This window comes from Uliginosibacterium sediminicola (genome assembly GCF_039631295.1).
Classification (GTDB): domain Bacteria; phylum Pseudomonadota; class Gammaproteobacteria; order Burkholderiales; family Rhodocyclaceae; genus Viridibacterium; species Viridibacterium sediminicola.
Map to the genome: position 1 here is coordinate 193,110 of NZ_JBDIVE010000006.1, position 25,728 is coordinate 218,837.

The window sequence follows — 25,728 nt, forward strand, 5'->3', positions numbered from 1 at the left end:
GACTGGCTTAGCCAGCATGTTGGCGATCTGGCAACAGGCCACACGCCGCACCTCAAGGAGACAAGCATGCCACTCGAAAAGCCTTATCAGGATGTTCCCGGCACCATCATCTTCGATGCCGACCAATCGCGTCTGGGCTATTGGCTCAACCAGTTCTGCATGTCCTTGATGAAGGCCGAAAATCGCGTCCGCTTCAAGGCCGATGAACGCGCCTATCTGGACGAATGGCCGATGAGCGAGGAGCAGAAACAGGCGGTGCTGGCGCGCGATTTGAACTGGTGCATGCGTACCGGCGGCAACATCTATTTTCTGGCCAAGATCGGTGCGACCGATGGCAAGAGCTTTCAGCAGATGGCCGGCAGCATGACCGGCATGAGCGAAACGGAGTACCGCAACATGATGATCAGCGGTGGTCGCTCAGCCGAGGGCAACCGTTATCTCGGTGAGCAGGGCGATGCTCAAGCGCATCGTCAGCCGCAAGGCAGCGCGGCGCAGAAGGGGGCGGCGTAAATGGCACGCATCACCGCATCCGTCTATACATCGCATGTTCCCGCCATCGGCGCGGCACTCGATCTGGGCAAGACTGAGGAAGACTATTGGAAGCCGGTGTTCGCTGGTTACGAATTCAGCAAACAATGGATTGCCGAGCAGAAACCCGATGTCATTTTTCTGGTCTACAACGATCACGCCACGGCCTTTTCGCTCGATCTGATCCCGACCTTCGCGCTGGGCACCGCAGCCCACTACAAGGTCGCTGACGAAGGCTGGGGGCCGCGACCGGTGCCCGATGTCGAGGGCCATCCGGTTCTGGCCGCGCATATCGCGCAATCGGTGATCCAGGACGATTTTGACCTGACGCTGGTCAATCGTATGGAGGTCGATCACGGACTGACCGTGCCGCTGTCACTGATGTTTGGTCAGCCGCAAGCCTGGCCCTGCAAGGTGATTCCCTTGGCGGTCAACGTCGTGCAATACCCGGTGCCCTCGGGCAGGCGTTGTTTCCAGCTCGGTCAGGCGATCCGCAAAGCGGTCGAATCCTTTGATGAAGATCTCACTGTGCAGATCTGGGGCACCGGTGGCATGAGCCACCAGCTGCAAGGCGCGCGCGCCGGCCTGATCAATCGTGAGTGGGACAATGCCTGGCTCGACGCGCTCATCGCAAACCCCGGCGCCGCAGCGCAGGTTCCTCACATCGATTATGTACGTGAAGCGGGTTCGGAAGGCATCGAACTGGTGATGTGGCTGATTGCGCGCGGCGCCATGGCTGACGTGAGCGGTGGCGCTGCGCCTCGGGTCCGGCACCGTTTCTACCATGTCCCGGCTTCCAATACGGCCGTCGGCCATCTCATTCTGGAGAATTGATATGTCATCTACCATCAAGATCGCCCTGGCCGGTGCCGGCGCCTTTGGCATCAAGCATCTCGATGCCTTGCGCAATATCGCTGGCGTCGAAGTGGTCTCGCTGGTCGGGCGCCGCCTCGACGCCACACAGGAAGTCGCCGACAAGTACGGCATTCCGCACATCGCCAGCGAGCTTGCCGATAGCCTCGCGCTCGCCGAGGTGGATGCGGTGATCCTGTGCACGCCGACGCAGTTGCACGCCGAGCAGACCCTGCAATGCCTGCGCGCGGGTAAGCATGTACAGGTCGAGATTCCGCTGTCTGACAGCTGGCGCGACGCGCAAGCGGTACTCGCCGCCAGCCAGCAAGCCAGCAATCTGGTCGCCATGGTCGGTCACACGCGGCGCTTCAATCCCAGTCATCAATGGGTGCATCAGCGGATCACCGCGGGGCAATTCAAGATTCAACAGATGGACGTGCAGACTTATTTCTTCCGCCGCAGCAACATCAATGCGCTCGGTCAGGCGCGCAGCTGGACCGATCATCTGCTGTGGCACCATGCCGCGCATACCGTGGATCTCTTCGCCTACCAGTGCGGCAGTCCCATCGTGCAGGCCAATGCGATCCAGGGACCGATCCATCCCGAGCTGGGCATCGCGATGGATATGTCGATCCAGCTCAAGGCCGCCAATGGTGCAATCTGCACGCTCTCGCTGTCCTTCAACAACGATGGGCCGCTGGGCACCTTCTTCCGCTACATTGGTGACACCGGCACCTACATCGCGCGCTACGACGATCTCTTCACCGGCAAGGATGAAAAGATCGATGTCTCGGCCGTCGATGTGTCGATGAACGGCATCGAGCTGCAAGACCGCGAGTTCATCGCCGCCATTCGCGAAGGACGCCAGCCGAATGCCTCGGTTGCTCAGGTGCTCGATTGTTATCGCGTGCTGGGCGAACTGGAAAAAACATTGGCCTGAACGCCGCACACACCAACAAGGACTCAACAGGATGCAGACCCGCAAGCTCGGCCCCTTCACCGTCTCCGCCATCGGTTTGGGCTGCATGAACCTCAGCCATGCGTATGGCCATCCTGTGGACGAGGCTGAAGCGACGCGCCTGCTGCTGCGCGCGCTCGATTGCGGTGTGGACTTCCTCGACACCGCTGCGCTTTACGGTTTTGGCGCCAATGAAAGCCTGCTTGGGCGCGCACTCAAGGGCCATCGCCAGCGCTTTGTGCTGGCCAGCAAATGCGGCATGACCGGCGTCAATGGCAAGCGGGTGATCGACGGTCGGCCGGCGACCATCAAGGCCACTTGCGATGCTGCCTTGCAGCGCTTGCAGACCGATGTCATTGATCTGTACTACCTGCATCGCCTCGACTTCGCGGTACCGATCGAGGAGAGCGTCGGCGCACTGGCCGACCTGGTGCAGGCCGGCAAGATCCGCGGCATCGGCTTGTCCGAAGTATCGGCAGTAACGCTGCGCCGCGCGCACGCGGTGCATCCGGTCACGGCCCTGCAAAGCGAGTATTCGCTGTGGTCACGCGAGCCGGAGATCGCGGTACTGGAGGCCTGTTGCGAGCTGGGTGTGGCCTTCGTTGCCTTCAGTCCGCTGGCGCGCGGCTTTCTCGGCGGGCAGCTGGTCAATCCGCAGAAGCAGCTCGAAGCGGGCGATATCCGTCTGTCGATGCCGCGCTTCGAACCGGACAACTACGTGCGTAATCTGCAGCTCTTGCCGGCCTTCCGCAGCCTTGCCGCCGAGCTCGGCGGCACGCCGGCCCAGCTTGCACTGGCGTGGCTTCTCGCCAGCAAACCCGAAATGCTGATGATTCCCGGCACACGCAGCATTGCCCACCTTGAAGAAAATCTGGGCGCTTACCGTCTGCAACTGGACGCAGCGACGGTGGCGCAGCTCGACAGCATGATCCATCCACGTCACATTGCTGGTGAGCGTTACAACCAGGCCACGTTCGCCGAAATCGATAGCGAGCGTTTCAACACGCAGGCCTAGTAGCAATCCGTCGCCGCCAAGGATCCGTACATGAAAAAAGGCCGCAGGCTGCAAGTCATGCTTGCTCCTGCGGCCTTGCCGCGTATCTTATGTCAGCGTGCTAAGCAGGCGATAACTCAGTTACCTGTTCAGTTGCGAACTCAGTTGCGAACTCAGTCAGCGAAAAAGTCGCGCACCTTGTCCATCCAGCCCTTGGCCTTGGGGTTTTGCCTGTCGCCTTCACCCTGGCTGATCACTTCAAACTCACGCAGCAGCTCGCGCTGACGTTCGGTCAGCTTGACCGGCGTCTCGACGACGACATGGCAGTGCAGGTCGCCGGTCTGGTGGCTGCGCAGGTTCTTGATGCCCTTGCCACGCAGGCGGAACACCTTGCCGGTCTGCGTTTCAGCGGGAATCTTGATATTGGCGGCGCCGTCCAGCGTCGGGATCGAGATTTCGCCACCCAGCGCTGCGGTGGCAAAGCTGATCGGCATCTCGCAGTGCAGGTCGTCGCCTTCGCGCTCGAACACCGCATGCTGCTTGATGTGGATCTCGACATAGAGATCGCCAGCCGGGCCGCCATTGACGCCCGCTTCGCCGTGACCGGAGTGACGCAGGCGCATGCCTTCGTCGATACCGGCGGGAATCTTCACTTCCAGGGTCTTCTGCTTCTTGACGCGACCGGCGCCATGACAGTCGTGGCAAGGGTCGGTGATGATGCGGCCGGCGCCATGACACTTCGGGCAGGTCTGCTGCACCGAGAAGAAACCTTGTTGTATGCGCACCTGGCCGGCACCGCCGCAGGTCGGGCAGGTCTTGGGCTGGGTGCCGGGCTTGGCGCCCGAGCCGTGGCAGGTGCCGCAGGATTCCATGACTGGAATGCGGATCGTCTTGTCCACGCCGCGCGCGGCTTCTTCGAGGGTGATTTCGAGGTTGTAGCGCAGGTCGGCGCCGCGATAGACGCGTTGGCCACCACCGCCGCCGCCACGACCGCCGAAGATCTCGTCAAAGATGCCGCCAAAGGCATCGCCGAAATCGCCGAAGCCCTGGGCGCCGCCAAAGCCGCCGCCACCGGCGGAGGGGTCGACACCGGCATGGCCGTGACGGTCATACGCCGCGCGCTTGTTGCCGTCGGAGAGCACTTCGTAGGCTTCCTTGGCTTCCTTGAATTTGTCTTCGGCTTCCTTGTTATCCGGATTGCGGTCCGGATGGTATTTCATCGCCAGCTTGCGATAGGACTTCTTGATGTCCTCATCCGAGGCATCCTTGCTGACGCCGAGTACTTCGTAAAAATCCCGCTTGGCCATATCTCACACTTCAAATTTTGCACGTGATCTGCTGGGGCAGCTACGCACGGTTAGGCTGGAGGCAATCTTCAGATCCATCACAAATCAGCCGCCCCATCATACGACAGCGGGCATCAGACCGTTTTGCGGCCTGATGCCCACCCTCGCACTGCGGCGCGGCTTGCGGCTTGCCGCTTACTTGGCGTCCTTCACCTCGGTGAATTCGGCATCGACCACGTTGTCATCGGCCGGCTTGCTGGCGCCAGCAGCGGCAGCTTGGGCACCGTCGCCAGCGTTCTGCGCGTACATCGCTTCACCCAGCTTTTGCGAGACGGTGGCCAGCGCTTGCGCCTTGGCTTCGATCTCGGCCTTGTCATTGCTCTTGAGCACCTCTTCGGTTTCCTTGAGCGCGGTTTCGATCTTGGCCTTCTCGTCGGCAGCGATCTTGTCGCCGTGTTCGGTGAGCGCCTTCTTCGTCGTGTGCACCAGGGCTTCGGCTTGGTTGCGCGCGTCGATCAGTTCCTTCTGGCGCTTGTCTTCCTCGGCATGCGCAGCGGCATCGTTCACCATCTTCTGGATCTCGTCTTCCGACAGACCGGAGTTGGCCTTGATGGTGATCTTGTTTTCCTTGCCGGTCGCCTTGTCAGCGGCCTTCACGTGCAGGATGCCGTTGGCGTCCACGTCGAAGGAGACTTCGATCTGCGGCGTGCCACGCGGTGCCGGCGGGATGCCTTCGAGGTTGAACTCACCGAGCATTTTGTTGCCAGCGGCCATTTCGCGCTCACCTTGATAGACCTTGATGGTCACTGCCGGCTGGTTGTCGTCCGCGGTCGAGAACACTTGCGAGTGCTTGGTCGGGATCGTGGTGTTGCGCTTGATCATCGGCGTCATCACGCCACCCAGGGTTTCGATGCCAAGGGTCAGCGGCGAGACGTCGAGCAGCAGCACGTCCTTCACGTCGCCTTGCAGCACGCCACCTTGCACAGCGGCGCCGACGGCAACGGCTTCGTCAGGGTTCACGTCCTTGCGCGGCTCCTTGCCGAAGAATTCTTTGACCTTCTCCTGCACCTTGGGCATGCGCGTCTGGCCGCCAACGAGGATCACGTCGTCGATGTCCGACACCGACAGGCCGGCGTCCTTGATGGCCTTGCGGCAGGGCTCGATGGTGGCGTTGACCAGCTCGTCAACCAGCGACTCGAACTTGGCGCGCGTGATCTTCATGGTCAAATGCACCGGAGCGCCGTTGGCCATGGTGATGTAGGGCTCGTTGATTTCGGTTTGCTGACCCGAGGAGAGCTCGATCTTGGCGCGTTCAGCCGCTGCCTTGATACGTTGCAGGGCGATGGCGTCCTTCGAGAGGTCCACGCCGTTGATCTTCTTGAACTCTTCGACGATGTGGTCGATCAGGCGTTGGTCGAAGTCTTCACCACCGAGGAAGGTGTCGCCATTGGTGGCCAGCACTTCGAATTGCTTGTCGCCATCCACATCGGCAATTTCGATGATGGAGATGTCGAAGGTGCCGCCGCCGAGGTCGAACACGGCGATCTTCTGGTCCTTCTTGCCAACCTTGTCGAGGCCGAAAGCCAGTGCCGCCGCGGTCGGCTCGTTGATGATGCGCTTGACGTCCAGACCGGCGATGCGGCCGGCATCCTTGGTCGCTTGACGCTGGCTGTCGTTGAAGTAAGCCGGCACGGTGATGACCGCTTCGGTGACTTCTTCACCGAGGTAGTCTTCAGCGGTCTTCTTCATCTTGCGCAGCACTTCGGCGGAGATTTGCGGCGGCGCCATCTTCTTGCCGCGCACTTCAACCCAGGCGTCGCCGTTGTCGGCCTTGCTGATGGTGTAGGGCATCAGGTTGATGTCCTTCTGCACTTCCTTCTCTTCGAAGCGGCGGCCGATCAGGCGCTTGACGGCGTACAGCGTGTTCTTGGCATTGGTCACGGCCTGACGCTTGGCCGGTGCGCCGCAGAGGATCTCGCCATCTTCCATGTACGCGATGATGGAGGGCGTGGTGCGCGCACCTTCCGAATTCTCGATGACCTTGGGCACGCCGCCTTCCATGATGGCGACACAGCTGTTGGTGGTACCGAGGTCAATCCCGATGATCTTTGCCATTTTCAAAACTCCTAGATTTTTTGTGGCGCAACGCGGTCGCGCCCTGATTCATACCTGTAACGCAAGTAGGGGTGTTTGGCGGAATTTCAAGTTCCCGCTGCCGCGCTTTTATGCAGCGCTGCCGTTGGACACAGCCACCAGGGCCGGACGCAGCACGCGGCCTTCAAGCGTGTAACCCTTCTGGAACACCTGGACCACGGTATTGGCAGGCTGCTCCGAAGGAATCGAGCTGATCGCCTGGTGCTTGTGCGGATCGAACTTCTCGCCTTGCGGATTCACTTCTTGCAGGCCGCTCTTGTCGAAGGCCTTGCCCAGGTTGCGCAGGGTCAGTTCGACACCTTCGCGCAGCGCTTCAGGCGTGGCGCCCTCGACCGACAGGGTTTGCTCCAGGCCGTCCTTGACGACCAGCAGCTCAGCGGCGAACTTTTCAATGGCGAATTTGGCGGCCTTGCTGACGTCTTCAGCGGCGCGGCGACGCACGTTCTCGGTCTCGGCCTTGGCACGCAGCCAGGCATCGTGGTGTTCCTGCGCTTGCAATTCGAGCTGACGGAGTTGCGCTTCAAGGCCGGGGAGGCTGTCCGTGTGAGATTCTGTGCTGTTGGCTGCCACGTCAGCACCCTCGGGGGCGCCATCTGTCGGTTCTTGCGGGCTAGCCGAATCCTGTACGTCCTGCATGAAGTATCCTCGAAAAAGTAGTCAGGACCTGACAGTGGGGTCGGGCACAAGGATTTCAAGTGAATCTGAGACATTTTTTGTCAATCTTCGTACAAAGTACGGATTACACTGCAATCGAAGCCTGAAAAACGTTTCAATACGCAGTCCTAGCTGTTCGCACCGTCCCCAGATACACATATTCCATGGCCACAACCCCAGAGAAGATTGGCAAATACCGCATCTTGCGCGAGCTGGGCAAGGGCGCGACGGCGACCGTGTATCTGGCCGAGAACCCGTTCTACCCGGAGCCGGTTGCGCTCAAGCTGATCTCCTTTCGCGACAAGAACAAGGACGAGGCCAAGTGGAACCGCCGCCTGCTCAAACTGCTGCGCGCGGAAGAGGGCGTCGCACGCAAGCTCGATCACCCCAACATCATCAAGATCTTCGAAGCGGTGATCGAGGAAGAGCAGGCCTATATCGTGATGGAGTACTTCGGCGGCAAGTCGCTGGAGGAATACTGTAGCTTCGACAAGATGCTGCCGCTGCATCGCACGGTGAGCATTGTCTTCAAGTGCTGCATGGCGCTCGATTACGCGTACAAGCAAGGCATCATCCACCGCGACATCAAACCGGCCAACATCCTCATCGACGAGCACGACAACGTGAAGATCACGGACTTCGGCCTGGCGATGAACGTGAACAAAAAGAGCGACCAGGACTCGACCTTCATCATGGGCGTCGGCTCGCCGGCCTATATGTCGCCCGAGCAGATCAAGAGCTATCCACTCAACCAGAAGACCGATCTGTACTCGCTGGGCATCGTGCTGTTTCACCTGCTCACTGGGCGCTTGCCGTACCGCGCCAAGAATCCGGCCCAGCTGGTCTACAAGATCATCAACACCGATCCGCCCTCGGCCAGCCAGCTCAATCCCGAAGTGCCGGAGGCGATGGACGGGGTGATCCGCAAGGCGCTCGAAAAGGATCTCTACTCGCGCTACAAGAATGGCGCCGAGTTCGCCAAGGACCTCACCGCGGTGCGCTACAAGATTCTCGACGAGAACATGCGCACGCATGACGCGTCCCGATTCGCCGCCGTACGCAAACTCAGCTTCTTTACCGAGTTCGACGATGTCGAGATCTGGGAAGTGGTGCGCTTTGCGGTCTGGCGCATGGTCGATCCGCTGACCCAGCTGATGCGTGAAGGCAGCGATGACCAGCGTTTTGGCATTGTCCTCGAAGGTGAAGTCGAGTTATCCATCGCCGGGCGCGTGGTGTCTACGCTGGGGGCGGGCGAATCCTTCGGCGAAACCGCGTATCTGGACGAAGTCGAACACCGCCAGCATGCGAGCGTGGTGACTCTGAGCCTGACGCGCTATCTCGAAATCTCGCCGGCCGCCTTGTCACTGGCCTCCGAAGAATGCATGGAGCACTTCCGCCAGCGCCTCATTTCCACTGTGGCGCGTCGCCTTGCGCGAGCCGAGGCGCAGATCGCCGCCAGTGGCGTTGCCGCAACACGGCCGACCAATGTCACCTCGATCGGCCTGCAGCTGATCGACACCTGAAGCGCACCGCGCAAATCCGTCCGTAGCGTTTTTTCTGCCTTTGGTGCAATGCCTGAACCGAAGCGCTAAAGTTTTGCCAGGCACTGCCGAAAATCCTCAAATCGCCGCCATAACCCTCGAAAGCATCTGGAGGAACGACGTGAGCAGAGGCAGTGTTTACGGAATCAGCCGTGTGGATAATGAAGTCAGCCGTACCCATGGCTGGTTGGTCACTATCCAGCGTCGCGGCGTCATCCATCGCAAGCATTTCTCCGACGGAGTACACGGAGGAAAGCAGAAGTCTTTTGCTGCGGCCAAGACCTATCGCGATGAAGTCATCACCAAAAACCCACCCTTCTCGATGCGCGAGTACTCAAACATCGTCAAGAAGAACAATCGTTCCGGCGTGGTGGGCGTATGTCGTTATTGCGCTTCGGAAACGCGTGATTTGCCCGAAGACAAGCAGCGCTGGTTCTGGGTCGCATCCTGGCCCTTGCCGGACGGGCGTCGCAAACGGGTCAAGTTCTCGGTCAAGAAGTACGGCGAAGAGGGCGCTTTCAAGATGGCACTGAAAGCCCGCAAAGATGCACTGCGCGGTCTCGACGGCGCTTTCGATCCGGGTGCCGTGCGCCGCAAGCCCGCACGCCGCAAGACCGAATCGAGCGAGCTACGCAAAGCCGCCTGATTGCCGCCGCTCAACAGAAAGCCGCTTACCCCGCAGGGTCAGCGGCTTTTCTGCTTGTAGAATTGGCCTATGAACGATGAACAGCTGCTGCGCTACTCCCGCCACATTCTTCTGCCCGAGCTCGATGTAGAGGGGCAACAAGCCATTCTTGACAGCCGTGTCCTGATCGTCGGCGCCGGCGGCCTGGGTTCGCCCGCTGCGATGTATCTCGCTTCGGCCGGCGTCGGCACGATCATCCTGGCCGACGGCGACACCGTGGATCTGACCAATCTGCAGCGCCAGATCCTGCATCGCAATGATTCAGTCGGCCGCTTCAAGGCCGAATCCGGCCGAGATACCCTGGCGACGCTCAACCCCGAGATCATCACCATCGCCTTGCCACAGCGACTGGAAGGCGCACTGCTCGACGCCCACATCAGCGAGGCCGACGTGGTGCTCGACTGTTGCGACAACTTCGCCACCCGCCACGCCATCAACCGCGCCTGCGTCAAACATCGCAAACCCCTGGTATCCGGCGCAGCCGTGCGTTTTGATGGACAGCTCAGCGTCTTCGATCTGCGCCAGGACAGCAATCCCTGCTACCACTGCCTGTTCCCCGATGGTGAAGATGTCGAGGAAACGCGCTGCGCAGTGATGGGCATCTTCGCGCCGCTGACCGGCATCGTCGGCAGTCTGCAAGCGGCCGAAGCGCTCAAGCTCATCGCCGGCTGCGGCGAGCCCCTGATCGGCAAGCTGCTGCTGATCAATGCACTGGACGTGAGCCTGCGCACGATGCGTTACGGCAAGGATGGCGGCTGTACGGTGTGCGGCAACGCCTGATTCAGCTGCGCAAGTGCGTCCACACCATCAGCAAAATCGCCGCACAAATCAGCCAGGCCAGGGTGGCGAGCAGCAAGGTGGCGGTGAGGCTCATGCGTGTGCATAGCAGATACACCGCCAGCAGATAAGCGCCGTAAGGCAGCAGGGAGCACAGGCCGAATAGCGCGGTGACTTGCAGGTCGGCGGCGGAGCGTTCGCTGCCGACGATGTAGTGAGCGATCAGCGCGAAGGTCGGGAACAGCGGCACCAGGCCGGCGATGAAGAAATTCGAGGTGCGCGAGAGCACGGCGATCAGCATCACCGCGGCAGCGCCGAGCGTGGATTTGAACAGCAGGGCGAGCATGACTCAGGCGCGCCGCAGCATCAGGCGCAGGTCAGTGCCGAACAGGCGCTGATCCTCGATCTGCCAGCGCGATGCCTCGGCCAGATGCGGGAGCGCCGGGAAGTCGAGCATGGCGCGTGCGCTGGGGCCGAGAAGGGTTGGCGCGAGATAGACCAGCAATTCGTCGGCGCAGCCCGCGCTGAGTAAGGCGCCATTGAGGATGGCGCCGGCTTCGACATGCACTTCATTGAAGTTACGCTTGGCGAGCGCTGCCACCAGCGCCTGCAGATCGACGCGGCCCTCATGTGCCGGCAGCACCAGAATCTCGGCCCCCGCCGCCAGCAGTGGCGCATGCTGCTTGGCGTCCTGCACCGTGGTCGCGATCAGGCAGCCGGGCGTGCGCAGAATGGCGGCGCCGGGAGGCATGCGCAGCTGGCTGTCGACGATCACCTTGGTCGGCTGGCGCGGCGTTTCAACGGCGCGCACATTGAGTAGGGGATCGTCGGCGAGCACGGTGCCGATGCCGGTCAGGATGGCGCAGCTGCGCGCGCGCCAGTGGTGGCCATCGGCGCGCGCCGCTTCGCCGGTGATCCACTGGCTTTCACCATTGGCCAGCGCGGTGCGGCCATCGAGACTGGCGGCGATTTTCAGGCGCAGCAGCGGGCGCCCTTGGGTCATGCGCTGGACGAAACCGCGATTGAGGGCCAGCGCTTCGTCAGCCAAGAGATTCTCGGTGACGCCGATGCCGGCCGCAGCGATGCGCGCCAGACCTTGGCCCGCCACCAGCGGATTGGGGTCGGACATGGCGCTGACCACATGGCCGACGCCGGCGCGGATCAGCGCATCGCAGCAGGGCGGGGTGCGGCCGAAATGCGCGCAGGGCTCCAGGGTCACATAGACCGTTGCGCCGGCGACCGAATGGCCGCGTGCAGCGGCGTCGTTGAGGGCCTGGATCTCGGCGTGGTTCTGACCGGCGGGCTGGGTCCAGCCCTCGCCGATGATTTCGCCGGCGGCATTGACGATGACGCAGCCCACGCGAGGATTGGGGCTGGTGGTATATAGCCCGCGCTCGGCCAGTTGCAGGGCGCGGCGCATGAAGTCTGGCTTGATCATGGGGAAGCTGGCGGGCGCTTGCGGCGCGCTACGTTAAATGGCTGTCGGGTGGCGGCTGGCTTCAGCTCTTGCGCGTGCGCGGCTTGGCGATGGCTTGCTTGGCATGCGGCGCCAGTTCGCGCAGCACTTCGGCGAACTCCTCGGTGTCTTCGAAGTTGCGATAGACCGAGGCAAAGCGGATGTAGGCGATCTTGTCGAGGCGCTTCAATTCGCGCATCACCGCTTCGCCGACCTTGTCGGAAGGCACTTCGCGTTCGCCCAGGGCGAGCAGGCGGCTTTCGATGCGTTCGATGGCCAGATCGACGCTCTCGGCCGTAACCGGCCGCTTGCGCAGCGCCAGCTTCATGCTGGCGAGCACTTTTTCGCGATCGAACTCGGTACGGCTGCCGTTTTTCTTGACGATCTGCGGGAGCTTGAGCTCGATGCGTTCGTAGGTGGTAAAGCGTTTGTCGCACTCTCCGCAACGGCGACGGCGACGGATGATGTCGCCTTCGTCGTTTTCACGCGTATCCGTCACTTGCGTGGAGGGCGCGTTGCAGAAAGGGCATTTCATGGCTTGATCGCCATGAGGGTAAGGCGTGAGGCGTGAGGCGAGAGGCGCAAAAGCGCTCGCTCGCTGCTGTGCGGCATCGTATCGAGTGAAACGGATGGCGCGTCGCTGGTTTTACTCCTCACACCTCACTCCTTTCTACTCACTGCAAGATATCAAGCGCCGTAGACCGGGAATTTCTTGCACAGTGCGCTGACTTCTTCACGCACCTTGGCCAGCACCGCTTCATCGTTCGGCGCGTCGAGCACGTCGGCAATCAGGTGGGCAACGCGTTCGGCTTCGATCTCGGTGAAGCCGCGCGTGGTCATCGCCGGGCTGCCGATGCGGATGCCGCTGGTCACGAAGGGTTTTTCCGGGTCCTTCGGAATCGCGTTCTTGTTGACCGTGATGTGCGCCTTGCCCAGCGCGGCTTCAGCTTCCTTACCGGTGATCTTCTTGGAGCGCAGATCGAGCAGGAACACATGGCTCTCGGTGCGGCTGGAGACGATGCGCAGACCGCGTTGTTCCGACAGCACGCGAGCCATCACGCGGGCATTGGCCACCACTTGTTCCTGGTAGTTGCGGAACTCCGGCGTTGCCGCTTCCTTGAAAGCCACCGCCTTGGCGGCGATGACGTGCATCAGCGGGCCGCCTTGCAGGCCGGGGAAGATCGCCGAGTTCAGCGCCTTCTCGTGTTCAGCCTTCATCAAGATCACGCCACCACGCGGACCACGCAGGGTCTTGTGGGTGGTCGAGGTCACCACATCGGCGTGGGGCACCGGGTTCGGGTAGATGCCGGCAGCGATCAGGCCGGCGTAGTGGGCCATGTCGACCCAGAAAATCGCGCCGACTTCCTTGGCGATCTTGGCGAAGCGCTCCCAGTCAATGCGCAGCGAGTAGGCCGAGGCGCCGGCGACGATGATGCGCGGCTTGTGTTCACGAGCCAGGGCTTCCATCGCCTCGTAGTCGATCTCTTCCTTTTCGTTGAGACCGTAGGAGACGACGTTGAACCACTTGCCGGACATGTTCAGCGCCATGCCGTGGGTGAGGTGGCCGCCTTCAGCGAGGCTCATGCCCATGATGGTGTCGCCGGGCTTGGCGAAGGCCATCAGCACGGCCTGGTTGGCTTGCGAGCCGGAGTTCGGCTGCACATTGGCCGCTTCAGCGCCGAAGAGCTTCTTCAGGCGATCGATCGCCAGCTGTTCGGCGACGTCGACGTGTTCGCAACCGCCGTAGTAACGCTTGCCGGGGTAACCCTCGGCGTACTTGTTGGTCAGCTGCGAGCCCTGGGCTTCCATGACGGCGGCGCTGACGTAATTTTCGGAGGCGATCAGTTCGATGTGATCTTCCTGACGCGTGTTTTCGGCTTCGATCACCGCAAACAGTTCGGGATCGGCCTTGGCGAGAGTGTTTTGCTTGGAGAACATGTGCGCGTTTTGAGTGCGGTGCGGGATAAAGGCGAATGATAGCAAGCCGGACAGTTTCGGGCGAGCCTTGGCAAGGACGGCGGTCCGACCCGCTGCGGCGTCAGCAAGATAATCTAGGGTTTTCCTGTATAAAAACACGCGTCCAGGCCAGCTCTAAGCCTGATCAAAGCCATATTGCACGCGGCTCTGGAGACAGCTGGCAACAATGCCAGTATTCTTACGCGCTCGCTGAAGAAGTCATGCAATGACTCCGCGAAATATGCAGCCTAGGAGGAAGAATGAGGGGATTGTTGAAGTTGTCGCGCGCCATCGACGCGCTCAATGAGTGGGTCGCCGGTAAGGTGATCTGGCTGGTGCTGGTCGTCACACTGATCAGCGCCGGCAACGCCATCGTACGCAAGCTGTTCAATATCAGCTCGAATGGCTGGCTGGAGATCCAGTGGTATCTGTTTTCGGCGATCTTCCTGCTTTGCGCCGGCTATGCCTTGCTGCGCAATGCGCATGTGCGTATCGATATTGTTGTCGGTCGCTTCGGGCCACGCGTGGCGGCCTGGATCGATATCCTCGGTACCTTGCTGTTCCTGTTCCCGGCGACCGCCCTGGTCATCTATCTCTCCTGGGATGTGTTCCTCGAAGCCTGGCGCAGCGGTGAGCGCTCGGCCAACCAGGGCGGGCTGATCTTCTGGCCGGCGCGCCTGCTGGTGCCGCTGGGGTTCAGCTTGCTGTGGCTGCAGGGCGTCTCCGAGCTGATCAAACGTCTGGGTTTCCTCAGCGGGCATTACGTGCCGCAGGAAGTGCATGACGGCCCGCGTGACGAGGAAGCCCTCGCCGAAGACATCCGCCGCGCCCGTGGCCTGCAGGGGGACGCGCAATGATCGCCTTTCTGACTGAAAACATCGCGCCGATCATGTTCGGCAGCATGGTTCTGCTGCTGCTCCTGGGCTATCCGGTGGCTTTTTCGCTGGCCGCCTGCGGCATCATTTTCGGCGTGCTCGGCATCCAGCTCGACCTCTTGCCGGCCAGCCTGTTCCAGGCCATGCCGGACCGCATCTGGGGGGTGATGAGCAACGATACGATGCTCGCCATTCCGTTCTTTACCTTCATGGGCCTGATCCTTGAGCGCAGCGGCATGGCCGAGGATCTGCTCGAAACCGTCGGCCAGCTGTTCGGCCCGATTCGTGGCGGTCTGGCTTTCGCGGTGGTGCTGGTCGGTGCCATGCTGGCCGCGACCACCGGCGTGGTTGCCGCGTCGGTGATCTCGATGGGGCTGATCTCTCTGCCGATCATGTTGCGCTATGGCTACGACAAGCGGCTGGCGAGCGGGGTGATTACCGCATCCGGCACCCTGGCGCAGATCATTCCGCCGTCCCTGGTGCTGATCGTGATGGCCGACCAGCTCGGCAAGTCGGTCGGCGATATGTACAAGGGCGCTTTCGTGCCCGGCTTCGTACTGACCGGGCTGTACCTGCTGTACGTGTTCGGCGTCACCGTCGTGCGCCCCAAATGGGCACCGGCATTGCCGCCGGAAGCGCGCACGCTTCGCGAGGCCGACGGTAGCGCCGGCTTGCGCTCGTTGGGCGTGCTGCTGGTACTGTCGATTGCAAGTACGCTGGCCTTCCTGCACACCAGCTTGCCAGCTGCCATCATGTCTTTCATGCGCCATGACACGGTGGAGTCACTGGGGCTGGATGAACATATCGTGCTCGGCATGGCGGCCTGGTCGATCATCGCCTACGCCTGCGCGGCCAGTAACCACGCCTTCAAGCTGGGGCTGCTGTCGAACATGGCTGAGCGCTTCACCTTTGTGCTGATTCCGCCGCTGGCGCTGATCTTCCTGGTGCTGGGCACCATCTTCCTGGGCATTGCCACGCCCACCGAGGGCGGCGCGATGGGCGCTTCCGGTGCCTTGCTGATGGCCTTGCTGCGCAAGCGGCTCGACCGCAAGCAACTGCGCCAGGCCATGGAATCGACGGCGCGGCTGACCACCTTCGTGGTCTTCATCCTGATCGGTTCGCGCCTGTTCAGTCTGGCCTTCTACGGCGTCAACGGACATCTGTGGGTCGAGCACCTGCTGGTCAATATGCCCGGCGGCCAGCTCGGCTTCCTGATTTTCGTGAACGTGCTGATCTTTGTGCTGGCCTTCTTTCTCGACTTCTTCGAACTGTCCTTCATCGTCATTCCGTTGCTGGCGCCGGTGGCCGAGAAGCTGGGCATCGACCTGATCTGGTTCGGCGTGCTGCTGGGCATCAACATGCAGACCAGCTTCATGCACCCGCCTTTCGGTTTTGCGCTGTTCTTCCTGCGCTCGGTCGCACCGAAAGCCGTCAAGACCGCGGACATCTACTGGGGGGCCGTGCCCTTCGTGCTGATCCAGATCATCATGGTGGCCCTGGTGATCGCCTTCCCGCAGCTGGTCAGCGCGGGGCTGGACAAAGGGCCTGCGGTCGATCTGGACAAGGTGCAAATCATCTTGCAAGACAGCGACGCGCCGCTCGCGGCGGAAAGTGCGCCGAGCGAGTCTTCCGCTGACGCTTCGGCCCCCAGCGCCGAAGACGCGGGCAACGATGCACTGATGCGCCAGCTCGGCGCCAAGTAGCTGTTTTGATGCAAGACGGGCGCCGGCAGGTGAGGGCGCCCGCGCATGAAAAAGGCCACCCAGGAAAACCTGAGTGGCCTTTTGTTTGTCGCTGCTGGCGAATCAGGCAGTGACAACCGGGATCTTGCCTATCTTTGCTTGCCATTCCTTGGGGCCGGTCTTGTGCACCGAGGTGCCGCCCGAGTCGACTGCGACCGTCACCGGCATGTCCTGTACCTCGAACTCGTAGATGGCTTCCATGCCAAGGTCGGCAAAGCCGACGACCTTGGCGGCCTTGATCGCCTTGGAGACGAGGTAGGCTGCACCACCCACGGCCATCAGATAGACCGACTTGTGCTTCTTGATCGCCTCGATGGCGGCGTCGCCACGTTCGGATTTGCCGATCATGCCGAGCAGCCCTGTTTCGGCAAGCACCTGCTCGGTGAACTTGTCCATCCGCGTCGCGGTGGTCGGGCCGGCGGGGCCGACGACTTCGTCGCGCACCGGATCGACCGGGCCAACGTAGTAGATGAAGCGTCCGCGAAAATCGACTGGCAGAGGCTCACCCTTGTTCAGCATATCGGTCAGTCGCTTGTGAGCAGCGTCGCGGCCGGTGAGCATCTTGCCATTGAGCAGCAGCACGTCGCCCGGCTTCCAGGTGGCGACTTCTTCCGGCGTGACGGTGTCCAGATTGACGCGGCGACCCTTGGACGAATCGTAGGTCAGCTTGGGCCAGTCTTCGAGCGAGGGCGGGTCCAGATACACCGGGCCGCTGCCGTCGAGGACGAAGTGCGCGTGACGCGTGGCGGCGCAGTTCGGGATCATGGCGACCGGCAGATTGGCTGCATGGGTCGGATAGTCGAGCACCTTGACGTCGAGCACCGTGGTCAGGCCGCCCAGGCCCTGGGCGCCAATACCGAGGGCGTTCACCTTCTCGTAGATTTCCAGGCGCAGCTCTTCCGCGCGCGTCTTCGGGCCGCGCTTGATCAGATCGAGGATGTCGATCGGCTCCATCAGCGCTTCCTTGGCCAGCAGCATGGCTTTCTCGGCGGTGCCGCCAATGCCGATGCCCAGCATGCCCGGCGGACACCAGCCGGCACCCATGCTTGGCACGGTCTTGATCACCCAGTCGACGATGGAGTCGGACGGATTGAGCATGGCGAACTTGGACTTGGCTTCCGAGCCGCCGCCCTTGGCAGCGACGGTCACATCCACCGAGTCGCCCGGCACGATGCTGACATTGATGACGGCGGGGGTGTTGTCCTTGGTATTGCTGCGCTTGCCGGCCGGATCAGCCAGCACCGAAGCGCGCAGCTTGTTGTCCGGATGGTTGTAGGCGCGGCGCACGCCCTCGTTGACGGCGTCTTCGAGCGAGCCGGTGAAGCCTTCCCAGCGCACGTTCATGCCGACCTTGAGGAAGACCGTGACGATACCGGTGTCCTGACAGAGCGGGCGGTGGCCTTCAGCACTCATCCGCGAATTGATGAGGATCTGCGCCATCGCGTCCTTGGCGGCGGGGCTTTCCTCCATCTCGTAGGCGCGTGCCAGATTGGTGATGTAATCGACCGGATGGTAGTAGCTGATGTACTGCAGTGCGCCGGCGACACTCTCGATGAGGTCGTCCTGCCGAATGGAACTCATGATGTTTACCTCGGGCTGTCAGGCTGGGCTGTTGTAAGGGATCAGGTTTTATACGAAGTCGGAGCCGCAGCAATGCGGCCGTCCATTATAGCCGCTGCGTGTGCGGATGCCGCAGTGCACAGCACGCTCGGGAGCAGGGGGCTTGTTACAACTGCTGACGATTTCATTCTGCCGCTGTGTCCCGCCAAACGTGGGAACATGCGTTACTTGGATCACGATCCACAACAACAAAAGAGGCACCCATGAAACGCATCCTGCTCGGCGCAGCCCTGATCACTTCAGCTGCCAGCGCATTTGCAGCATCCAATGTTGGCGTCTCCATTACTGTTGGTCAGCCGGGTTTTTACGGCACGATCGATATTGGCGATGCGCCGCGCCCGGTCACCGTCTACGAACGGCCCATCATCATCCGTCCGGTACCGGTAGGCGTGGTTCGCGAACCCATTTATCTGCGCGTTCCGCCTGGCCATGAACGCCACTGGAAGCGTTACTGCGCGCAGTACCGCGCCTGTGACCGGCCGGTCTATTTTGTGCAGGACCGCTGGTATCGCGACCAGTTCATCCCGCATTACCGCGAGCAGCATCGCGATCATGATGCGTACCGGCACGATGATCGACACGATGGTCCGCATGGAGCGCCCGAGCGCCGCGAAGATCGACGTGACGACAGGCGGGATGACAGGCGCGATGATCGCCGTGGTCCGCAAGGCGAGGGGCGCGACCGTCATTGAACGATCCGGCCCGATGCGCTCCAGCCCTCGGGCTTGATCGTATCGGGCAGCCTCAGGGCAGGTCGAGCGGCAATTGCGCTTGTCGCTCGGCCAGCGCGCCGGATTCATCACTGGGCGTCAGACCACTGGCGCGTACGCCCAGCAAGCGCAAACGCTTATCCAGACTGACCCGTTTGAGGCATTCACCGGCGGCGCGACGGATCGCGCCAGCCTCATCAACGGCCAGCGGCAAGGTCAGGTCACGCGTCACCGAGCGGAAGTCCTCATAGCGCAGCTTGATGCCAATGGTGCGCGCCTTGTAGCGCTTGCGGCGCAAGTCTTCAGCGACGCGGCCGCACAGCCAGGTGAAGATTTCGCTGAGCTTGGCGCGATCATGGCGGGCGTGCAGATCGCGCTCGAAGGTTGTCTCGCGACTGATCGAGACCGGCTCGCTGGCAATGCTCAGCGCACGCTCGTCGATACCATGGGCCACCTGATGCAGCCACTGCGCGTAATTGCTGCCAAACACCTTCTGCAGGTTCGCCAATGACGCCTGCGCCAGTTCGCCAATCGTATTGAGGCCCATGGCAGCGAGTTTTTCGGTCGCCTTCGGGCCGATGCCATTGATTTTGCGCACATTCAGCGGCCAGATGCGCGCCGGAATGTCCGCCATCTCCAGCAAGGTGATGCCGTTCGGCTTGTCCAGATCCGAACAGATCTTCGAGAGCAGCTTGTTCGGTGTGATGCCGATCGAACAGTTCAGCCCGGTCGCCTCGAATACCGCACGTTTGATGCGCTGCGCCAGCGGCAAGCTTTCTTCATCAATGTCGCTGAGGTCGATGTAGATCTCGTCGATGCCGCGATCTTCGATACGCGGCGCGATGCTGCGCACGGCGGCCTTGAAGAGGCGTGAATAGTGGCGGTAGGCATCGAAGTCGACCGGCAGCAAGATGGCGTCCGGCGCCAGCTTGGCTGCCTTCATCACACCCATTGCGGAATGCACACCCAGCGCGCGCGCTTCGTAAGTCGAGGTGGTGATCACGCCACGCCCGACGTAATCGCGCAGCCGCGAATAGCGCCGGCTGCCATCCGCCAGCAATTCCGGTTGTTGATCGCGGCGCCCACCAATCACCACCGGCTGACCACGTAAATCCGGATAACGCAGCAGCTCGACCGACGCGTAGAAGGCATCCATGTCGAGGTGGGCAATACGGCGCTGCGGGTTCATAGAGCGGAGCATAAACCAGCCAGGGTTTGACCGCTAAGATCCACAAGCCGAATTCTGTGGTGCTTTCAACAGCCCTTCTTCATGACCTCTCGTTGGCATCTGTCACCTTGCCATGCCAAAGAACCAGCGGTGCGTGCGTGGTCATCATACAGACCTTTAACAAACACCAACGACTACCAAATGGTGGGATTTATAAAACCAAATAAATCTTCTTGCGTACATCAAAAACAATAACACTATTAAAAAATAATTTATTTCCGATCACATTAAGCCAGTCCTGGTTTTTTGATGACGAAGCGTAGATTTCTGAAAGTGGAAAGATCTGCGGTCCTAATTTTATATCAAACCGAACTGATTTGCCGTATATGACTAGGCTCTCTCCCCATGACTGGCCTGTCAATTTTTTATCGGCCTGCTCCAGCGGCACATGCGACATGTCTTTCCATACAGCCCTCGGAACACTGATTTCAAACATGCTGCTTCCGGTGTCAAAAACCGCAGCACCTTTTTTGTTTTCGATCTCAAATGGGAAAACGATCTTGTTTTCTAATTTCCCGTATTTAGTCCAATACGGATGAAAGTGCTTTGAATAGCGACTCTCGAATTGATCCAATGCCGCAGCAGAAAGAATATAAATCCGTTGTCTCGGGTAGTCTATAGCAAAACCTGTATCCCCTAAAAACTCCAACCCCAGCGTCCCCACCAGAGGAATCTCGTCTGTCTCCTTGTCATTGGGATTGAAGTTTTTTTTCGGAAAAAAGCTGACGGTTGTATTAGAAGAAACCCCTTCAAACTGAACGTCCATCGACTTCACTTCCCGATCTTGCGAAACAGATCTTAAAGCTTTTGATTTGAAATCATCGGAGAGAGCATCTTCGTAAATAATATTTCTTGGCGCGCCCGTATCAAATTGAAGCATCATTTTTTTGTTTGATGAGCTAAACGGAATTATGACAGCCAGCTCTTGGCACTCCGCTGCAACACAGGCTGTAATTGCATTAAAGGCCAGAGTTGTTATGGCCAAATAAACCCTTATAGTCTTCACTCACAATATCCTTTAAAAAGAAGTATCACATTATTTTCGCAGCAGAAAATAAAGTAGAGCATTTCCGAGGTCGTGAGCGCATACTTTTAAGAGACTGCATGTTCATGAAAATCCAAGGGCACTAGGTGTGCTCACGTAACACATATACAACTTGGCTGGCGCTTATTATGGGCGGCAAGTTGCGGATTTTAGCTGGCAATCCATGCTTTTTTGTTACTCAGCAAAACAGGATTTCTTCGATGTTGTCGGTCTGGATGACTGGGCTTTAACGCGGGAGTTGTGCGAATTAAATGCCTCAAGTTCGCTAGATACTTCGATGCCTTACACGGGTGAGCAAGTGGATGTATCGTGGCGCAGCAAGCGATAAAGCTCCATACACCGTGCATTCAACCATTCCATCGGACGCGAAAAACCCACTCGATTCGCTGTTGTGACTCACTTCATGAGTCGTCATAATCTTTATTATGTAAAGTTAAGAGTGGGAAAATAATTCTGTCCTGCCTCGATACGTCGGCAAGGACTCCCCTCGCTTCAAATCTTCAGACAAGGGTTGCAGCGTGGCGACTGCCCACGTTTTTTGCGTTCGCAGTCGCGAGGAATACCGCTGCAGCCTTCGAGATTGCCCTTGGGCTGCAACGAGCCTTGCAACTTGTCAGAGCGCTGAGAAAGCTTATTATTCTGTTGAGCACTCTGTTTTTCTTACGCTTGATCGTATGCGTCGTTGATTGATGAGGTCACGATCACAATCACTCTTCGCTGCTGTGCATCAGCTCGGCACGACCCTGATGGCCAGGGCCCAAACCGAGAAAACGTGTGATGGGTTTGAGATTGACCCGTGCGCCAAGCAACAGGCCAAGCCCCATGGCGCCGACCACGAAACAGGATGTGATCAGATTGGTGAAGCTGGCGGAGACCATCGCTTCGGTTGCCTTGGCGCCCACTAGCGAAATGTCGATGGCGCCGCCGAGGGCGCGGAACATCAGCACGCCGGGCATCATCGGTACGGCACCGGCAAAAGCAACAGCAGCGAAAGGCACGCGGATCCGTTCGACAAACATGCTGGCCAGGATGCCGATCACAAAGCAGGCGGCGAGCGTGGACATGGCCAGCCCTGCCCCGTATTCCAGCCCCAGATAACGGATACCGTGACCGAGCATGCCGCACAGGATCGAGGTCCACAGCACCTTCCAGGGCGCGTTGTAGAAAGCGCCAAAACCGCAGGCGGCAATGCCGGCGAGGATCACGTCCGCCCACAGCGGAATGTGCACCGCAGCACTGTCCCAGGGCGGCACGGTGGTCATGCCCAGGGTCAGCCAGCCGCCGAAGAAAATTCCGAGTGAGGCCGAGATCAGGATCGCGGCCGCCAGAGTCAGCCGGGCCAGGCCCGAGGTCATATTGTTCTCGACGATGTCGTGCAGGGAGTTGATGAAATGCGGCCCGGGCACCAGCATCAGTGCCGGTACGATCAGACAGATGCCGGGTGTGCTGGTGAGCCCCGCGCGGATCAGTATCCCGCCACACACAGCGCCAATGAATGCTGCGGTAAAAGGCAATGCAAACAATGACATGTGGCGTTTGGCCAGTTCCTGGCGGGCAAGCAAACCGGCTGCCGACGAGAAGCCGATCACCAGCATTGCATTGCGGTCGGCCGACATCAGCGCGGCCAATGCTGCGGCTGCACAGGCGAAAATGAAGGCCAGAATCCAGCGGTTGTGGCGCCTGGAGGTCTGCTCGACTTCGCGCAACTGACTCAGCGCGCTTGCTGCATCGATCTCCTGCGCGCATAGTGCATCAAGGATCTGATTGACGCGCGCGCTGACGGCGATATTGATGCGCAGCTCGGCCACCTGGATGTGGATGTACAGGCCTTCGCGACCGTGGATGGTGACCTGCCGGTAGGCCGCGACGATCTGTACATCCAGTGCCAGGGCGCGGGCAGCCTGACGCAGGCGCTGCTCGAGCAAGGCGGTTCTCATGTTGTATTGCAAAAGCAGTCGCGCGGCGTGCTCGATTATGCTTAATGCATCATTTTTGCTGCACTCTTGATATGCCATTCTAATGCTACTATAAGTTTGGTTTATGCGTCTAAAATTCAAGCCTGGCGCGCTTTTTCAGCGATTTATGTGCCAGATCCTAATGGACGAATCGGTGCTTCCGTTGATCTAAATCTAAGTTGCGATTTTGAACTGCGCGCACACTGCAGACTTGTAACGCAGTTCTGCACTACACGGTTTTACAAAAGCCGCTTTGATGCAGGTCGATGGCTAAACTGTGCTGCGTTACATAGTGTGTAACGGTATACCGGTACGTGCTACATCCCTAACAGTTGATAGCTGCAATCATAAACGGAGGCGGATCATGGCTGAACGCGATGCGATCCCAGTAGGTGAACCTGTAGTGAATGCCTGGCGTGATTTCCAGGACGGACAATGGCAAAAGTCGGTGGATGTCAGTGACTTCATCCACAAGAACGTCACACCTTACCTGGGTGAAGCAGATTTCCTGGCACCGGCAACGGCGCGCACCACGGCACTGTGGAACAAGCTCACGGAACTGTTCGAGGCCGAACGCGCACGTGGCGTGCTGGATGTATCGCAGATCCCCTCCTCGATCACGGCGCATGAGCCGGGCTACATTGATCGCGACAGTGAGGTGATCGTCGGCCTGCAAACCGATGCCCCGCTCAAGCGCGCGATTTTCCCGAACGGCGGCTGGCGCATGGTGGAGAACAGCCTGAAGGCCTACGACTTCCCGGTCGATGGCAAGGTCAAGGAAATCTTCACCAAGTACCGCAAGACGCACAATGCCGGCGTGTTCGACGCTTACACCGAAGACGTGCTCAAGGCACGCCGCTCGCACATCGTCACCGGCCTGCCCGACGCATACGGCCGTGGCCGCATCATCGGTGACTATCGCCGCGTTGCCCTGTACGGCGTTGCCAAGCTGATCGAAGCGAAAAAAGCCGAGAAAGCCAGCATCACCGAAAAGCACTCGACGGACGAAATCATCCGCGACCGCGAAGAGCTCTCCGAGCAGATCTACGCGTTCAGCGAACTGGTGCAGATGGCCAAGGCCTACGGCTTTGACATCTCGCGTCCGGCTGCCAATGCACGCGAAGCCGTGCAATGGACCTACTTTGCCTACCTCGCCGCCGTCAAGGAACAGAACGGTGCCGCAATGTCGCTGGGCCGTACTTCGACCTTCCTCGACATCTACTTCGAACGCGATCTGCGCGAAGGCACGCTGACCGAAGCACAAGCGCAAGAGATCATCGACGACTTCGTGATCAAACTGCGTATCGTCCGCTTCCTGCGCACGCCGGAATACGACGCGCTGTTCTCGGGCGACCCGACCTGGGTGACCGAATCGCTGGGCGGCATGGCTGATGACGGCCGTACCCTGGTGACCAAGACCAGCTTCCGCTACCTGCAAACGCTCTATAACCTGGGACCGGCACCGGAACCCAACCTGACCGTGTTCTGGTCGCCTAGCCTGCCGATGGGCTTCAAGAAGTTCTGTGCCCAAGTGTCGATCGACACCAGCTCGATCCAGTACGAATCCGACGATCTGATGCGTCCGGCCTGGGGTGACGACACCGCCATCGCCTGCTGCGTGTCAGCAATGCGCGTCGGCAAGCAGATGCAGCTCTTTGGCGCCCGTGTGAATCTGGCCAAGTGCATGCTCTACGCCATCAATGGCGGCCGCGACGAAATCACCGGCGAGCAAGTCATGCCGGCATTCGCTCCGGTGCAAGGCGATGTGCTGGACTTCGATGCGGTGATGAAGAACTTCGACATCGCCATGAACTGGCTGGCACGCACCTACGTCAATGCCATGAATGTGATTCACTACATGCATGACAAGTACGCTTACGAGCGTATCGAAATGGCGCTGCACGACTACAACCCGCTGCGCACCATGGCTTTCGGTATCGCCGGTATGTCGGTGGTGGCTGACTCGCTCTCTGCCATCAAGTACGCCAAGGTCAAGCCGATCCGCAACGAAACCGGCCTGATCGTCGATTACCAGACCGAGGGTAACTTCCCGAAGTTCGGCAATAACGACGACAGCGTGGACCAATACGCAGTCTGGCTGGCCGAAACCTTCATGAACAAGCTGCGCACGCATCCGACCTATCGCAACGCAACGCACACGCAGTCGGTGCTGACCATCACCTCCAACGTGGTGTATGGCAAGAACACCGGCAACACGCCGGATGGCCGCCGCGCTGGCGAACCGTTCGCACCGGGTGCCAACCCGATGCACGGCCGCGACAAGCTGGGCTTCATGGCTTCGGCCATGTCGGTCTCGAAGATCCCGTACGAGCATTGCCAGGACGGTATCTCGATGACTTCCAGCATCGTCCCGGGCGCCCTGGGTGCAACGCGTGAAGACCAGGTCACCAACGTGGCACACTCGCTCGATGGCTTCTTCGGCATCACGGGGTTCCACGTCAATGTTAATGTGCTCAACCGCGATACCTTGTTCGATGCCATGGAGCATCCGGAAAAGTATCCGCAGCTGACCATTCGCGTGTCGGGTTACGCGGTGAACTTCATCAAGCTCACCAAGGAACAGCAGCTGGATGTGATCAACCGTACTTTCCACGGCGAAGTGTAAGCTTCAGCTGTTGAAGGCATAGGTCCCGCGGCGCTTGTCCGGCATTGTCCGGACAAGCGCCGCGCCACGTATACGAGGCCATGAGG

The 25,728-nt window shown here is 60.1% G+C and carries 22 protein-coding genes; 11 read left to right on the forward strand and 11 right to left on the reverse strand.

Annotated elements, in window-relative coordinates:
• Positions 1–66 precede the first annotated feature (66 nt).
• From ligA to ABDB84_RS12685, 4 genes are read left to right on the forward strand one after another with little or no spacing between them, the layout of a single operon-like run.
• Complete coding sequence (ligA, locus tag ABDB84_RS12670; RefSeq protein WP_345920107.1) at positions 67–510, forward strand: protocatechuate 4,5-dioxygenase subunit alpha; 444 nt, start codon at positions 67–69, stop codon at positions 508–510.
• A complete protein-coding gene (locus ABDB84_RS12675; protein ID WP_345920108.1) occupies positions 511–1,362 on the forward strand; it encodes a class III extradiol dioxygenase subunit beta in 852 nt (283 codons plus the stop codon).
• 1 nt (position 1,363) lies between these two features.
• A complete protein-coding gene (locus tag ABDB84_RS12680) occupies positions 1,364–2,320 on the forward strand; it encodes a Gfo/Idh/MocA family oxidoreductase (RefSeq protein ID WP_345920109.1) in 957 nt (318 codons plus the stop codon).
• Positions 2,321–2,351: 31 nt separating this feature from the next.
• The gene (locus ABDB84_RS12685; protein ID WP_345920110.1) at positions 2,352–3,353 is read left to right on the forward strand and encodes an aldo/keto reductase; all 1,002 of its coding nucleotides are present in this window, start codon (positions 2,352–2,354) and stop codon (positions 3,351–3,353) included.
• Between the two features lie 152 nt (positions 3,354–3,505).
• Here ABDB84_RS12685 and dnaJ read toward each other — a convergent pair whose 3' ends face one another.
• The 3 genes from dnaJ to grpE all read right to left on the reverse strand — a co-directional run bounded on the left by dnaJ (position 3,506) and on the right by grpE (position 7,408).
• The gene (gene dnaJ, locus ABDB84_RS12690) at positions 3,506–4,639 is read right to left on the reverse strand and encodes a molecular chaperone DnaJ (RefSeq protein WP_345920111.1); all 1,134 of its coding nucleotides are present in this window, start codon (positions 4,637–4,639) and stop codon (positions 3,506–3,508) included.
• Positions 4,640–4,813: 174 nt separating this feature from the next.
• Positions 4,814–6,733 carry a molecular chaperone DnaK gene (dnaK, locus tag ABDB84_RS12695; RefSeq protein ID WP_345920112.1) on the reverse strand — a complete coding sequence of 640 codons (1,920 nt, stop codon included), beginning with the start codon at positions 6,731–6,733 and terminating at the stop codon, positions 4,814–4,816.
• Between the two features lie 108 nt (positions 6,734–6,841).
• Positions 6,842–7,408 carry a nucleotide exchange factor GrpE gene (gene grpE, locus ABDB84_RS12700; RefSeq protein WP_345920113.1) on the reverse strand — a complete coding sequence of 189 codons (567 nt, stop codon included), beginning with the start codon at positions 7,406–7,408 and terminating at the stop codon, positions 6,842–6,844.
• Between the two features lie 182 nt (positions 7,409–7,590).
• Between grpE and ABDB84_RS12705 the strand changes: the two genes are divergently transcribed.
• The 3 genes from ABDB84_RS12705 (at position 7,591) to ABDB84_RS12715 (ending at position 10,432) form a co-directional block, all read left to right on the forward strand.
• A complete protein-coding gene (locus ABDB84_RS12705) occupies positions 7,591–8,949 on the forward strand; it encodes a serine/threonine-protein kinase (RefSeq protein WP_345920114.1) in 1,359 nt (452 codons plus the stop codon).
• Between the two features lie 172 nt (positions 8,950–9,121).
• Positions 9,122–9,613 carry an AP2 domain-containing protein gene (locus ABDB84_RS12710; protein WP_345920115.1) on the forward strand — a complete coding sequence of 164 codons (492 nt, stop codon included), beginning with the start codon at positions 9,122–9,124 and terminating at the stop codon, positions 9,611–9,613.
• 69 nt (positions 9,614–9,682) lie between these two features.
• On the forward strand, positions 9,683–10,432 hold the full coding sequence (locus tag ABDB84_RS12715) for a HesA/MoeB/ThiF family protein (RefSeq protein ID WP_345920116.1): 750 nt from the start codon (positions 9,683–9,685) through the stop codon (positions 10,430–10,432).
• Between the two features lies 1 nt (position 10,433).
• Here the strand turns inward: ABDB84_RS12715 and ABDB84_RS12720 are convergent, their stop codons facing one another.
• From ABDB84_RS12720 to glyA, 4 genes are all read right to left on the reverse strand, one after another.
• Positions 10,434–10,775 (reverse strand): GlpM family protein, encoded by a 342-nt coding sequence (locus ABDB84_RS12720; protein ID WP_345920117.1) that lies wholly within the window; start codon positions 10,773–10,775, stop codon positions 10,434–10,436.
• A 3-nt stretch (positions 10,776–10,778) separates the two neighbouring features.
• Entirely contained in the window at positions 10,779–11,867 is a 1,089-nt protein-coding gene (gene ribD / locus ABDB84_RS12725) for a bifunctional diaminohydroxyphosphoribosylaminopyrimidine deaminase/5-amino-6-(5-phosphoribosylamino)uracil reductase RibD (RefSeq protein ID WP_345920118.1), read from the reverse strand.
• A 61-nt stretch (positions 11,868–11,928) separates the two neighbouring features.
• A complete protein-coding gene (gene nrdR / locus ABDB84_RS12730; protein WP_345920119.1) occupies positions 11,929–12,420 on the reverse strand; it encodes a transcriptional regulator NrdR in 492 nt (163 codons plus the stop codon).
• A gap of 152 nt (positions 12,421–12,572) precedes the next feature.
• Complete coding sequence (glyA, locus tag ABDB84_RS12735) at positions 12,573–13,823, reverse strand: serine hydroxymethyltransferase (protein WP_345920120.1); 1,251 nt, start codon at positions 13,821–13,823, stop codon at positions 12,573–12,575.
• Between the two features lie 290 nt (positions 13,824–14,113).
• On the opposite strand from glyA, the gene ABDB84_RS12740 reads away from it, so the two are divergent.
• Both ABDB84_RS12740 and ABDB84_RS12745 read left to right on the forward strand, forming a co-directional pair.
• A complete protein-coding gene (locus ABDB84_RS12740; RefSeq protein WP_345920121.1) occupies positions 14,114–14,698 on the forward strand; it encodes a TRAP transporter small permease subunit in 585 nt (194 codons plus the stop codon).
• On the forward strand, positions 14,695–16,419 hold the full coding sequence (locus ABDB84_RS12745) for a TRAP transporter large permease (protein ID WP_345920122.1): 1,725 nt from the start codon (positions 14,695–14,697) through the stop codon (positions 16,417–16,419). Before ABDB84_RS12740 ends, ABDB84_RS12745 begins: the two co-directional genes overlap by 4 nt.
• A 102-nt stretch (positions 16,420–16,521) precedes the next feature.
• Here ABDB84_RS12745 and ABDB84_RS12750 read toward each other — a convergent pair whose 3' ends face one another.
• Positions 16,522–18,039, reverse strand: a complete 1,518-nt coding sequence (locus ABDB84_RS12750; RefSeq protein WP_428715092.1) for a fumarate hydratase — start codon at positions 18,037–18,039, stop codon at positions 16,522–16,524.
• 242 nt (positions 18,040–18,281) lie between these two features.
• Between ABDB84_RS12750 and ABDB84_RS12755 the strand changes: the two genes are divergently transcribed.
• Positions 18,282–18,770 carry a hypothetical protein gene (locus tag ABDB84_RS12755; protein ID WP_345920123.1) on the forward strand — a complete coding sequence of 163 codons (489 nt, stop codon included), beginning with the start codon at positions 18,282–18,284 and terminating at the stop codon, positions 18,768–18,770.
• Positions 18,771–18,822: 52 nt separating this feature from the next.
• Here the strand turns inward: ABDB84_RS12755 and dinB are convergent, their stop codons facing one another.
• The 3 genes from dinB to ABDB84_RS12770 all read right to left on the reverse strand — a co-directional run bounded on the left by dinB (position 18,823) and on the right by ABDB84_RS12770 (position 23,076).
• Positions 18,823–19,989, reverse strand: coding sequence for a DNA polymerase IV (dinB, locus tag ABDB84_RS12760; RefSeq protein ID WP_345920124.1), 1,167 nt, complete (start codon positions 19,987–19,989; stop codon positions 18,823–18,825).
• 178 nt (positions 19,990–20,167) lie between these two features.
• The gene (locus ABDB84_RS12765) at positions 20,168–21,022 is read right to left on the reverse strand and encodes a hypothetical protein (RefSeq protein WP_345920125.1); all 855 of its coding nucleotides are present in this window, start codon (positions 21,020–21,022) and stop codon (positions 20,168–20,170) included.
• A gap of 746 nt (positions 21,023–21,768) precedes the next feature.
• Positions 21,769–23,076: a threonine/serine exporter family protein gene (locus tag ABDB84_RS12770; protein ID WP_345920126.1), complete on the reverse strand. Its 1,308-nt coding sequence runs from the start codon at positions 23,074–23,076 to the stop codon at positions 21,769–21,771.
• 304 nt (positions 23,077–23,380) lie between these two features.
• Here ABDB84_RS12770 and pflB point away from each other — a divergent pair, with 304 nt between their 5' ends.
• Positions 23,381–25,642, forward strand: a complete 2,262-nt coding sequence (gene pflB, locus ABDB84_RS12775) for a formate C-acetyltransferase (protein ID WP_345920127.1) — start codon at positions 23,381–23,383, stop codon at positions 25,640–25,642.
• The last annotated feature ends 86 nt before the right edge of the window (positions 25,643–25,728 follow it).